The sequence below is a fragment of the Agrococcus sp. UYP33 genome (genome assembly GCF_054060915.1).
Genome location: NZ_JBSSDR010000001.1, coordinates 2,043,645 through 2,056,202 on the forward strand (window position 1 = coordinate 2,043,645; position 12,558 = coordinate 2,056,202).

The 12,558-nt window shown below is 72.8% G+C and carries 11 protein-coding genes; 10 read left to right on the forward strand and 1 reads right to left on the reverse strand.

The genetic code is table 11. The features are described from left to right. Positions 1-42 precede the first annotated feature (42 nt). The gene (locus ACVWW9_RS10005) at positions 43-1,617 is read right to left on the reverse strand and encodes a cell wall-binding repeat-containing protein (protein ID WP_456515363.1); all 1,575 of its coding nucleotides are present in this window, start codon (positions 1,615-1,617) and stop codon (positions 43-45) included. 172 nt (positions 1,618-1,789) lie between these two features. On the opposite strand from ACVWW9_RS10005, the gene dapA reads away from it, so the two are divergent. The 10 genes from dapA (at position 1,790) to ACVWW9_RS10055 (ending at position 12,420) form a co-directional block, all read left to right on the forward strand. After that, positions 1,790-2,761 (forward strand): 4-hydroxy-tetrahydrodipicolinate synthase, encoded by a 972-nt coding sequence (dapA, locus tag ACVWW9_RS10010; protein WP_456515364.1) that lies wholly within the window; start codon positions 1,790-1,792, stop codon positions 2,759-2,761. Between the two features lie 95 nt (positions 2,762-2,856). Then, positions 2,857-4,530, forward strand: a complete 1,674-nt coding sequence (locus ACVWW9_RS10015) for a ribonuclease J (protein WP_354255197.1) — start codon at positions 2,857-2,859, stop codon at positions 4,528-4,530. A 116-nt stretch (positions 4,531-4,646) separates the two neighbouring features. Next, positions 4,647-5,798, forward strand: a complete 1,152-nt coding sequence (locus ACVWW9_RS10020; protein WP_456515365.1) for a hypothetical protein — start codon at positions 4,647-4,649, stop codon at positions 5,796-5,798. Further along, on the forward strand, positions 5,795-6,496 hold the full coding sequence (locus ACVWW9_RS10025) for an ABC transporter ATP-binding protein (protein ID WP_354255192.1): 702 nt from the start codon (positions 5,795-5,797) through the stop codon (positions 6,494-6,496). Before ACVWW9_RS10020 ends, ACVWW9_RS10025 begins: the two co-directional genes overlap by 4 nt. After that, positions 6,493-7,704 carry an ABC transporter permease gene (locus ACVWW9_RS10030; protein ID WP_456515366.1) on the forward strand — a complete coding sequence of 404 codons (1,212 nt, stop codon included), beginning with the start codon at positions 6,493-6,495 and terminating at the stop codon, positions 7,702-7,704. Before ACVWW9_RS10025 ends, ACVWW9_RS10030 begins: the two co-directional genes overlap by 4 nt. A 51-nt stretch (positions 7,705-7,755) precedes the next feature. Then, positions 7,756-10,566 (forward strand): DNA translocase FtsK 4TM domain-containing protein, encoded by a 2,811-nt coding sequence (locus ACVWW9_RS10035; protein ID WP_456515367.1) that lies wholly within the window; start codon positions 7,756-7,758, stop codon positions 10,564-10,566. A gap of 35 nt (positions 10,567-10,601) precedes the next feature. After that, positions 10,602-11,201, forward strand: a complete 600-nt coding sequence (pgsA, locus tag ACVWW9_RS10040) for a CDP-diacylglycerol--glycerol-3-phosphate 3-phosphatidyltransferase (protein ID WP_456515368.1) — start codon at positions 10,602-10,604, stop codon at positions 11,199-11,201. Next, positions 11,198-11,737: a CinA family protein gene (locus ACVWW9_RS10045; RefSeq protein WP_354255183.1), complete on the forward strand. Its 540-nt coding sequence runs from the start codon at positions 11,198-11,200 to the stop codon at positions 11,735-11,737. The genes pgsA and ACVWW9_RS10045 overlap by 4 nt, the downstream gene beginning before the upstream one ends. A 121-nt stretch (positions 11,738-11,858) precedes the next feature. Then, positions 11,859-12,188 (forward strand): helix-turn-helix domain-containing protein, encoded by a 330-nt coding sequence (locus tag ACVWW9_RS10050; RefSeq protein WP_354255180.1) that lies wholly within the window; start codon positions 11,859-11,861, stop codon positions 12,186-12,188. A gap of 10 nt (positions 12,189-12,198) precedes the next feature. After that, entirely contained in the window at positions 12,199-12,420 is a 222-nt protein-coding gene (locus ACVWW9_RS10055; RefSeq protein WP_123697523.1) for a DUF3046 domain-containing protein, read from the forward strand. Positions 12,421-12,558: the final 138 nt, after the last annotated feature.

The following is a 12,558-nucleotide window of genomic DNA, read 5'->3' on the forward strand; positions in this document are numbered from 1 at the left end:
TCCATCACGATTTCGCAACGGTCATGCATCGCCATACCCGGGTCACCGGAACCTGAGCGTCCAGGAGTCCTCGGCCATCACGCCGAGCACCGAGGGGCCCGCGCGCAGCTGGCCCGTGGTGGTGAACGGCTCGCAGCACGTCGAGAACGGCCACGCCTGCGTCGCGTAGGGGCCCGCGACCTCGCGCACGCCGAAGAACGAGGCGCCGCTGCCGCTCGCCTCGACCGTGCGGGCGACGCCGCCGTACACGTACACGGCGTCCGTGCTGCCGCTCGCCGAGCCGGTCAGCGCCGGCGCGCTCGTGAGGTCGCTCACCTGGATCGTCCACGAGCCGTCCGACGTCACCTCGAGGAAGCGGGCAGGCGTGTCGCGGCTGTCGACCGCGAGCAGGGCCGTGCCCGCGTAGGCGCCCGTGATCGACAGCGGCAGGTCGACGAGCTGCTGGCCGGCGTCGAGCGCGCCGATCTGGTTCATCCCGGCGCTCGGCATGCTCGCGCGGATCTGGGCGAAGGGGATGCCCGCGCCGAGGTCGATCACCCGGTCGCCGGTGCCGCTGTAGGAGCGGGCGGCGAACCTGCCGTACGCATCGCCGACCTCGTCCGCGAGCGTGCGGGGGCACGGCCCGAGCGACAGCGACGCGTTGCTGATCGTGGTCGCAGTGCCGAGGCCGATGACGCGGGTGATGCCGCGCTGGGTCGCCTCGCCCTGCAGCATGTCGGCGATCGCCGCGTTGCACGTGCCGGTCGTCAGGTACATGGGCACGCCGCGCAGCGAGGCGTGCACGGCCCCCGAGAGGGCGTCGGGGAAGTTGCTGCCCGTGGTGAGCAGCATCGTCGGCTCGGCGGGGGTCGCGGCGAACGCGTCGTTGATGATGCGGGCGGTCGTGTAGCGGTCCTGCCCGGCGTAGCGCGTGACGGATGCGGTGCCGGCGCCGCGGAGGCCCTGCGCGTCGGCAGCGCTCACCGAGGGCTCGCCGCCCGCGATCCGCACGTGCCTGCCGGTGACCGCAGGGCGCACGCGGTCGACCCACGCCTGTGCTGACGCGGCGTCGGCCGCGTGGTGGTCGAGCACGACCGCCGCTCGTGCCCGTCCGGCGACGGATGCCGCCACGAGCGCGTCGGGGAAGTCGAAGCCGGACGCGACCCAGACGGTGCTGACCGCGCCGCGCGACGCGAGCCGGTCGAGCAGCCGCAGCGACGTGTCGACGCGGTCCACGCCGCCGATGCGGCTGATGCGCGCGCCGCTGATGCCGGCCGCCTGCGTGGCGACGGCGGCCGAGACGGAGGCCTCCGAGCCGACGACCACGATCTCGGTCGGCCGGAGCTCGCCGATGCGCTCGGCCACGATGGCCGGGAGTCGGCCCGGCGCGGTGAGCAGCAGGTGCGCCCGCTCTGCGGCCGCGACCGGGCCGGCGGCGAGCGCGTCGGGGAACTTCTCGCCGTTGGCGAGGAACACCGTGGTGCCGGCGTTCGTGGCGCGCGAGATGGCGACGCTCGTCGCGTAGCGGTCCGCACCGGCATAGCGCTCGGTGGTCACCGCCTCGGCAGGAGCGGCAGCGGTGGTGAGACCGGCGACCACGAGGGCGAACGCGGCGGCGATGGAGACGAGGGCGCGCATGGCTGTCCTTGATGCTGAGGCGATGGTGCGGTGATCCTGCGCTTGCGGCGATGTGCAGCCTGCGCATGATCTGCTACCAGTGTCGCATGCGAACGATGTTGCAGAATTGCGTTTCCTGCATCTCTGCGACGGCCCCGAGACCGCTGCACGCACGGCGCGATACCCTGGCAGGGTGAATGCCAATCCCTTCGGCCAGGTGCTCGTCGCGCTCGTGACGCCGATGGGCGTCGACGGCGAGGTCGCCTGGGACGACGTCGAGCGGCTCATCGACGACGTCGTGACGAACGGCGCCGACGGCATCGTCGTCTCCGGCACCACCGGCGAGACCTCGACGCTCACCGACCCGGAGAAGATCCGGCTCGTCGAGGTGGCGAAGGCCGTCGCGGGGGACCGGGCGAAGATCATCCAGGGCGGCGGCTCGAACGAGACCGCGCACGCGATGGACCTCTACCGCCAGGCGGAGCTCGCGGGCGCCGACGGCGTGATGATCGTGACGCCGTACTACAACAAGCCGACGCAGTCGGGCATCCTCACGCACTTCCGGATGATCGCCGACGCGACCGACCTGCCGGTCATCCTGTACGACATCCCCGGCCGGTCCGGCATCCCGATCCGCTTCGAGACGCTCGTCCGCGCCGCGAAGCACCCGAACATCCTCGCCGTGAAGGACGCAAAGGGCGACTTCGCCGAGGTGAGCCGCGTGCTCAACCAGACCGACCTGCTCTACTTCTCGGGCGACGACGCGAACGTGCTGCCGCACCTCGCGATCGGCGCCTCCGGCCTCATCGGCGTGACGGCCAACATCGCGCCGAGGCCGTACCGCACCATGATCGACGCGGTCAACGCGGGCGATCTGCACACGGCGCAGGAGCAGCACAAGGCGCTCGAGCCGCTCGTGCGCGCCACCATGACGCACGTGCCCGGCACCGTCGCCAGCAAGTACATCCTCCACGGCCTCGGCCGCATCGGCAGCCCGCGCGTGCGCCTGCCGCTCGTCGGCCCCGAGGACACCGAGGCCGCGCTCATCGAGGACGAGATCGCCCTCGTCCGGGGCGTCGACGGCCTCGACCTCAGCCGCTTCCGCCCGGACCGCAACGCGGCCGCCGGCGGGGCGCTCCCCAAGGTGCACGGCACCACGCGATAGCCCGGAGGCTACGCCCCGCAGACCACAGCGCGCCCGGCGTGCGCACCCCACCACATCCGCCCGCCGCACGGCGGGCTCCATACGAAGGAGGGCCATTGACGGCCATCACCCAGCCTGCCCCGCTCGAGGCAGGCACGCTCCGCATCCTCCCGCTCGGCGGCCTCGGCGAGGTCGGCCGCAACATGACGGTCTACGAGCTCGACGGCAAGCTGCTGATCGTCGACTGCGGCGTGCTCTTCCCGGAGGAGCACCAGCCCGGCGTCGACCTGATCCTGCCCGACTTCGGGCCGATCCGCGACCGCCTCGACGACGTCGTCGGCGTCGTGCTCACGCACGGCCACGAGGACCACATCGGCGCCGTGCCCTACCTGCTGCGCCTCAAGGCCGACATCCCCCTCCTCGGCTCGCAGCTGACGCTCGCCCTCATCGAGGCGAAGCTCAAGGAGCACCGCATCAAGCCCTACACGCACACGGTGCGCGAGGGCCAGATCGAGCAGCTCGGCCCGTTCGAGACCGAGTTCATCGCGGTCAACCACTCCATCCCCGACGCGCTCGCGGTCGCGATCCGCACGCGTGCAGGGCTCGTGCTCCACACCGGCGACTTCAAGATGGACCAGCTGCCGCTCGACGACCGCATCACCGACCTGCGCGCGTTCGCGCGGCTCGGCGAGGAGGGCGTCGACGCGTTCCTGGTCGACTCGACGAACGCCGACGTGCCGGGCTTCACCGCGCCCGAGCGCGAGATCGGTCCGGTCATCTCGCAGGTGATCGCCAAGACCACCGGCCTCGTCGTCGTCGCCTCGTTCTCGAGCCACGTGCACCGCGTGCAGCAGGTGCTGGACGCGGCGGCCGAGAACGGCCGCAAGGTGGCGTTCGTCGGCCGGTCGATGGTGCGCAACATGGGCATCGCCGCCGAGCTCGGCTACCTCAAGGTGCCGGACGGCGTCGTCATCGAGCAGAAGCGCGCCGAGAACCTGCCGCCGCGCGAGGTCGTCTACATGTCGACCGGCTCGCAGGGCGAGCCGATGGCCGTGCTGAGCCGCATCGTGAACGGCGAGCACCGCATCGAGGTCGGGGCGGACGACACCGTCATCCTCGCGTCGAGCCTGATCCCGGGCAACGAGAACGCGGTCTTCCGCATCATCAACGGGCTCATGCAGCTCGGCGCGAAGGTCGTGCACAAGGGCTCCGCGAAGGTCCACGTCTCCGGCCACGCGTCCGCCGGCGAGCTGCTCTACTGCTACAACATCCTCGGACCCGCGAACGTCATCCCGGTGCACGGCGAGTACCGCCACCTGCACGCGGCGGCACAGCTCGCGATCGACACCGGCGTGCCGCGCGAGCGCGCGTTCGTGGGCGAGAACGGCACGGTCTGGGACCTCAAGGACCACCGGATCCGCGTGGCCGGCCAGGTCGAGATCGGGTTCGTCTACGTCGACGGCTCCTCCGTCGGCCGCATCGACGAGGCCGACCTCAAGGACCGTCGGATCCTCGCCGAGGAGGGCTTCATCTCGATCTTCATCGCGCTGGAGCCGCAGACCGGCAAGGTCATCGTGGGGCCGGAGATCCACGCCCGCGGCTTCGCCGAGGACGACAAGGTCTTCGACGAGATCCGCCCGAAGATCGTCAAGGCGCTCGCCGAGGCGGGCGAGCAGGGCGTGCGCGACCAGCACCAGTACCAGCAGGTCGTGCGCCGCACGGTCGGCCGCTGGGTCGGCACGCGCATCCGCCGCCGCCCGATGATCGTCCCGGTGGTCATCGAGGCCTGACCGGAAGCGAGCCGATCTCATCCTGCAGGAGGAGGTCGGCCGAGGCGCCCCGTCCTAGCGTATGGACAGGGGCGCCTCTGCATCTTTGCGGGCGCCGCAGCCGAGAGGACGACGCCGTGCCGGATCAGCACCACCCCGACGACCTCGACGCGCCCGCCGCGGCCGCGCCCGCGCGTGCCGAGCCGTCCGCTCGCGAGGCGCGCCGAGCGGCGACGCGGCAGCGACGGCTCGAGCGCCTCGAGCGCAAGCAGCTGCACAGGGCCGAGCGCGCCGCCCGCGGGCCTGGTGCCTGGCGGACCTGGGTGCTGCCGGTGCTCAAGCTCGCGGTGGGTGCCGCGGTCGCCCTCGCGCTCGTGAAGCTCGCCTTCTTCCCGGCGGGCGAGACCGCGATCGCCGACGACGCCTTCCCGGGCGCGGTGTTCGAGGAGCCCACCGCCGGGGTCGAGCGCGGCTCGATCGAGAACGCGGTGTCCGTCGCCGGTTCCGTCGTGCCGGTCGAGTCCGTGCCGGTGCGCTCCACCCGCTCGGGCACCGTCGCGCGGATCGTCGCCACGGACGGCCAGCAGGTCGCCGCCGGCGACGTGCTGTACACCGTCCGCGTCGAGACGCAGCCGCAGCCGGCCGCGGATGGCACGGTCGGACCGCCGACAGCGCGGGTCTACGACGTCACGGCGCCGGCCGCGGGGACGCTCACCGGGTTCGCGCTGCTCGTCGACCAGAGCGTCGACATCGCGACCGAGACCGGCGCCGTGCAGCCCCCGCAGCACCTCGTGCGCGCCTCCGTGGGCGCGGCGGAGCAGTACCGGCTCACGAGCCGGCCGGAGACCGCGACGGTCACGATCGAGGGCGGGCCGGCGCCCTTCGAGTGCGGCGGCGTCACGATCGCGCAGCCGACGGGCGAGGCGGCGGCGACGGGCGAGAGCGCGACCCTCAGCTGCGCCGTGCCGGACGACGTCCGCGTCTTCGTCGGCCTCGCCGCCAGCATCGAGCTCGTCGCGGGCTCCGCCGATGACGTGCTGCTGCTGCCCACGACGGCGGTGCTCGGCAGCGCGGACGCGGGCATCGTCTACCGGCCGACGGCATCGGGGGAGCCGGAGGAGGTGCGCATCGAGCTCGGGCTCACCGACGGCACGCGGGTCGAGGTGCGCTCGGGGCTGGCGGAGGGCGACCAGGTGCTGCAGTTCGTGCCGGGCGCCGCCGATCCGTGCGCCGATCCCGTGACCGCCGACCCGATGGTGTGCGGCTTCGGCGGCGGGTTCGCGCCGTGACGCTCCTGCACCTGCGCGGTGTCACGCGGCAGTTCGCGACGATCGACGGCCCGGCGCTGCAGATCCTGAAGGGCGTCGACCTCGACGTCGCGGCGGGGGACCGGGTGTCGATCGTCGGCCGCTCCGGCTCGGGCAAGTCGACGCTGCTCAACCTGCTCGGCCTCATCGACCAGCCCACGACCGGCGTCGTCGAGCTCGACGGCGAGCCCGTCGCCCTCATGCGGGGGCGCAGGCGCGACCGGCTGCGCGGCGCGAGCGTCGGCTTCGTCTTCCAGCAGTTCAACCTCATCGAGGGCCTCACGGCCGCCGAGAACGTCGCGGTGCCGCTGCACTACGGCGCCGGCCGGGCGTACTGGCGACGAGCCCACCTCGCGCGCGAGATGCTGCACCGGGTGGGGCTCGGCCACCGGCTGGACACGAGGGCGACGCACCTCTCGGGCGGCGAGCAGCAGCGGGTCGCGATCGCCAGGGCCCTCGTGCGGCGGCCTCGGCTCATCCTCGCCGACGAGCCGACCGGCGCGCTCGACATCGAGACGGGTGCCCGCACGATGGACCTGCTCGACCGGGTGGCGACCGACGCGGGGGCCGCCCTCGTCACCATCACGCACGACCTCGCGGTCGCGAGCCGCGCACGCCGTGTGCTGCAGCTCGTCGACGGCCGCCTGCAGCCCCACGAGCGCGTCGAGGTGCCGGCATGACCGACGTGGCCGCCGCCATCCAGGACGCCTGGACCGAGCTCCGCATCCACCGGGGGCGCGTGCTCATGAGCCTCATCGGCGTGACGGTCGCCATCGCCGCGCTCACCGCGTCCGTCGCGGTCGGAGAGCTGGCTCGCTCGACGCTGCTCGTCTCGATGGAGGCGAGCGGCGGCAGGCCAGCGACGGTCACCATGTACGTCACCCCGGCTTCCACCGACGCCCCGTCGGCCGAGCAGCACCTCGCCGCGCTCGGCGCCATCGACGCCGCCGTCGAGCGCTACCGGGTCGAGTACGCCAGCGCCCGCACGAGCGCCTCCCTGACGATCGGCGGTCAGGGGATGGGCGTGCAGGTCGAGGGCGTCGACCCCGACTTCGCGGTCATGCGGCATCTGGGCGTCGCGGACGGCAGGTTCCTCGTCGAGAGCGATCGCGCGCGCCTCGCGCCCGCGGTCGTCGTCAACCGGGGCGTGCTCGACGCGCTGGGCGGCGGCGGCATGGACGCGCATCGCACGGTCGAGCTGGGCGGCACGACGGCGGTCGTCGTGGGCGTCGTCGACCGCGGGCTCGGCGACGACTGGCCGCAGGCGTGGATGCTGCCGACCGACGTCGTGCGCGTCGCCGATGCCGCGGGCCAGGTGGGGATGATCTCGGGCATGCAGCTGGAGGCGTGGGTGCCCGAGTCGATGGCCGACGACGGCGTGCGGATGCTCTCGCAGGACATCCGCTCCGCGCTGCCCGGCAGCTCCGTGGACGGCAACCGTCAGGACTGGCAGGCCTTCGAGGGCTACGACCCCCTGCTGCCGCTGCAGCTCACGCTCGTCGGCACCGCGGTCGTCATCCTGCTGCTGGGCGCGCTCGGGCTCATCACGGTGGCCGTCGTCTCGATCCGCCAGCGCGTCCGCGAGCTCGGCATCCGACGCGCCTTCGGCGCCTCGCGCAGCCGCATCTTCGTCGCCGTCATGCTCGAGTCCGTGGTCGGCACGGTGGTGGCGGGCGCGATCGGCATCGCCATCTGCATCTTCGCGTACCGGCTGCCGGTCGTGCAGGAGACGCTCACGCAGGGCATCGGCGGGGTCGTCCTGCCCGGATTCCCGATGGGGGCCGCGGTCACGGGCCTGCTCGTGTCGGCCGCGGTCGGCGCGATCGCCGGCAGCATCCCGGCGACGATCGCCGTCCGCTCGAAGGTGATCGAGGCCATCCGCTTCTGATCCGCGGAGCGCCTCCGCGGCGGCGTCGGCGCCCGCGCTTAGGGTGTGCGCATGTCCACGACCAAGCCGACGCGCCCGCGATCGACCAGCGCCGCCTCGAAGGGCAAGGCCGCCACCGCGACCACGAAGGTGCAGCGCACGCGCCAGACCACCGCGCAGCCGACCTTCGAGGACCACGGTCCCGGCCTCGGCCAGCGCGTCTGGATGGGCCTCGCCCACGCCACCGGCGCCGGCGCACGGGTGTTCGGCCGCGAGTCGCTCGCGAAGGAGGAGCGCCGCGACGGCGTGCCGTTCCTGCTGACCCTGCTCGCCATCGCGGGCGCCATCGTGGAGTGGATCCTCCCCACGAGCCAGGTCGCGCAGGCGATCTCCGCCTACACGTTCGGCGGGCTCTTCGGCCAGGTCGCGATCGCGCTGCCGGTCGTGCTCGTCCTGCTGGCGCTCTGGATGTTCCGGCACCCGGCGTCCGTGAGCGACAACGGCCGCGTCGGCGTCGGCCTCGCCATGCTGCTCATCGCCGTCGCCGGCCTCTGCCACGTCGTGCTCGGCATGCCGGATGCGTCGCTCGGCATGCCGGCGCTCGCGGACGCCGGCGGCATCCTGGGCTGGGTCATCTCCGCGCCGCTCGCTGCGCTCCTCACCGGCATCGGCGCCGGCATCATCTGCGGCCTCATCGCCGCCCTCGCGGTGCTCGTCATCACCCGCACCGCGCCCAACCGCATCCCCGACCGCCTCCGCGAGCTCTACGGCTACCTGTTCGGCGTCGAGACGGCGACGCCCGAGGAGCGCGACGCCGCGCGCCGCGAGCGCCGCGACGCGAAGGAGCTCGCCAAGGCGGAGGCCGCGCAGATCGCCGACGACGAGCTCGTCGACGACCCCGACGCGCTCCCGTTCTGGCGCCGCAACGCCACCGGCCGCGAGGTCGACCCCGCCTACGACACCCCGGTGCTCGTCGATCGCGAGCAGCCCACCACGCACGTCGACCGCGTGCCGGCCGCCGCCGTCGAGCCGCTGCCGGCCGCCGCCGCCGACGAGCACGACGACTACGCGACCGCGGTGCTCGCCTCGCTCGAGCAGGCTGAGGAGGCGATGCGCAAGCACACCGGCGAGATCGTCGGCGAGGACGAGTCCCTCGAGGTCGCGGATGCCGTGGCGCCGGCCGCGCCCGTCGCGCCCCCGCGTGAGCGACCCTACCGCCTGCCGTCGATCGCCTCGCTCGGGCAGGGCGACCCGCCCAAGGCGCGCTCGGCCGCGAACGACGAGATCGTCGCCTCGATCACGCAGGTGCTCAGCTCGTTCAACGTCGACGCGAAGGTCACCGGCTTCTCGCGCGGCCCGACCGTCACGCGCTACGAGGTCGAGGTCGCGCCCGGCGTCAAGGTCGAGCGCGTCACGGCGCTGTCCAAGAACCTCTCGTATGCCGTGGCGTCGAACGAGGTGCGCATCCTCTCGCCCATCCCGGGCAAGAGCGCGATCGGCATCGAGATCCCGAACCCGGACCGCGAGATCGTCAAGCTCGGCGACGTGCTGCGCTCGCGCGCGGCCGCCGACTCGAAGCACCCGATGACGATCGGCATCGGCAAGGACGTCGAGGGCGGCTACGTCGTCGCGAACCTCGCGAAGATGCCACACCTGCTCGTGGCCGGCTCGACCGGCTCCGGCAAGTCGTCGTTCGTGAACTCGATGATCACGAGCCTGCTCATGCGCTCGACCCCCGCCGACGTGCGGATGGTGCTCGTCGACCCCAAGCGCGTCGAGCTCACGGCCTACCAGGGCGTGCCGCACCTCATCACCCCGATCATCACGAACCCCAAGAAGGCGGCAGAGGCGCTGCAGTGGGTCGTGAAGGAGATGGACATGCGGTACGACGACCTCGCGTCGTTCGGCTACAAGCACATCGACGACTTCAACAAGGCCGTGCGCGCCGACGAGATCGTGCTGCCCGCCGGCAGCCAGCGCGCGCTCAAGCCCTACCCGTACCTGCTCGTCGTCGTCGACGAGCTCGCCGACCTCATGATGGTCGCCCCCCGCGACGTCGAGGACTCGATCGTGCGCATCACGCAGCTCGCGCGCGCCGCCGGCATCCACCTCGTGCTCGCGACGCAGCGCCCCTCGGTCGACGTCGTCACCGGCCTCATCAAGGCGAACGTGCCGAGCCGCTTCGCGTTCGCGGTCTCGAGCGTCACCGACTCCCGCGTCATCCTCGACCAGCCGGGCGCCGACAAGCTCATCGGCCAGGGCGACGGCCTGTTCCTGCCCATGGGCGCGAACAAGGCGATGCGCGTGCAGGGCGCCTGGGTCGACGAGGCCGAGATCCAGCGCGTCGTGCAGCACGTCACCGGGCAGGCGCAGCCCGAGTACCGCGACGACGTCGCCGAGGTCGCCGAGAAGCGCGAGATCGACAGCGACATCGGCGACGACCTCGAGGACCTCTGCGCCGCGGCGGAGCTCGTCATCTCGACGCAGTTCGGCTCGACGTCGATGCTGCAGCGCAAGCTGCGCGTCGGCTTCGCGAAGGCCGGTCGGCTCATGGACCTGCTCGAGTCCCGCGAGATCGTCGGCCCGTCCGAGGGATCGAAGGCGCGCGACGTGCTCGTCCCGCCGGACAACCTCGCCACGGTGCTCGCGTCGCTCCGCGGGGAGGGGCCGGCGGCAGCGCCGCGCGCCGCCGCCGCGCCGGCGCCCGCGCCCGCGCCGCAGGTGGACAGCGCCGACGACGCCGCAGACGACGACGGCGCCGCCTGGATCGAGGCCGACGACCGCTACGCCGACCCGTTCGACGAGGCGAACCGCGACGGGCTCGAGGTCGTGGAGGCCGACGACGACGACCAGGACGCCTGGTCGCTGACGGGTCGCGACTGACCGACCCGCTCGGCTCGAGTCGGTAGCCTCGCAGCATGGGGATCCTCAGTCCGTGGCGCGGCCGCATCTGGCGGCGCGGCGACGAGCCCGCGAGCGTCGCGAGCGTGCCCAACCTCATCTCGCTCGCGCGCATCCTGCTCACCCCGGTCTTCATCGTCGTCGCGCTCACCAACCCGGAGCCCTCGCTCGCGCGCACGCTCGCGGCCCTGCTGTTCGCGGTGCTGATCGCGACCGACTTCGTCGACGGGCAGATCGCGCGCAGCCGCCGCCTCGTGACCGACCTCGGCAAGCTCCTCGACCCGATCGCCGACAAGGCCATCACCGGCAGCGCGTTCGTCGTGCTCTCGCTGCTCGGCGAGCTGCCCTGGTGGATCACGATCGTGGTGCTCGTGCGGGAGATCGGCATCACCGTGTACCGGCTCGTGGTGGCGCAGCAGGTGGTCATCGCGGCCGACTGGGCGGGCAAGGCCAAGACGATGGCGCAGGCCATCGCGCTGCCGCTCGCGCTGCTGCCGCTGCAGGCGTGGCTGGGGGACTGGGCGGTGTGGGTGTGCGTCGTCACGATGACGATCGCCGTCGCCCTCACGGTCTACTCGGGGATCGAGTTCGTGGTGCACGCAGTGAGAGGACGATGATGGAAGCACAGGAGCTGGCCGCCCGGATCGTCGCGCGAGCCGCGGCGCGGGGCGTGACGATCGCGGTGGCCGAGTCGCTCACCGGCGGCCTGGTCGCGGAGACGCTCGTCCGCACGCCCGGCGCCTCGGTCGTGCTGCGGCTCGGCGTCGTGGCCTACGCGACGGAGATGAAGCAGCGGGTGCTGCACGTGCCGGCGACGCTGCTGGCGGAGCGCGGCGCGGTCGACCCCGACGTGGCGATCTGGATGGCGCGGGGCGTGCGACAGCTCGCGGCGATCGACCGGTCGGCGTGCACGATCGGGCTCGGCACCACCGGCGTCGCGGGCCCCGGCGCACAGGACGACCACCCGCCCGGCGAGTTCCACATCGGCCTCGAGCTCGAGACGAACGACGGCCTCGTCGCCGAGGCGTCGTCGCACGTCGTGCTCGGCGACCGCGAGGCGGTGCGGCACGCGGCGCTCGAGGCGGCGCTCGCCGACCTCGACGCGGCGCTCGATCGCACCGACCTCGTGATGCACAGCGAATCCACATCGTGACCAGGGGCCGGTGCGGAATGCCGGATGTGACACTGGCGTTGTCAACATCGAGCGGAGCACGGCTGGGCGCAGGGAGCCTGCGACTAGGATGATGCATCCGGCCACGGTGAAGGGGGAGACCATGGTGCTGGTACGACAGGAGATCGGCGACGTCCTGCGTGACGTCCGCCTCCGGCAGGGCAGGACGCTGCGCCAGGTCGCCTCGCGCGCCTCGGTCGCGCTGGGCTATCTCAGCGAGGTCGAGCGCGGTCAGAAGGAGGCCTCGAGCGAGATCCTCGCCTCGGTCGCGGACGCCCTCGAGGTGCCGCTGTCGCGGATCCTCCGCGAGGTGGGCGACCGGCTCGCCGTGCTCGAGGGGCTCAGCTACGGCGAGCTCGACTCGATCGGCTCGACGGTGCCCGACACGCTGCCCGACGAGCTCGTGGCGGAGTTCGACGCGGCCGTCCGCTGAAGGAGCGCGGGTGAGGACGAGCGAGCTGCAGCTCGCGGTCACGGAGGAGTTCGGCGCCCTCGGCGCGGTGCTCATGACCGACATGACGCTGGGGAGCCTCGGCGGCCGCACGGCCGCTGAGGCCCTCGCCGCCGGTGTGCCGGCGCGCGCCATCTGGCAGGCGCTGTGCGACGCGAAGGATGTGCCGGCCGAGCGCCGCCACGGCCGCGGGATGCGGGCACCGCGAGCCTGAGCGGCGTCGCGACACGCCGCCCGTCGTTCGAAGACTCGTTCGATGCGCGCGTAGGCTGATGGGGCACGACGGCACCGTCATCCACAGGCGGGTGCTGGGGCCGCACGCATGTCAGCGGCCCGCCGTAGCGTGAGCGCA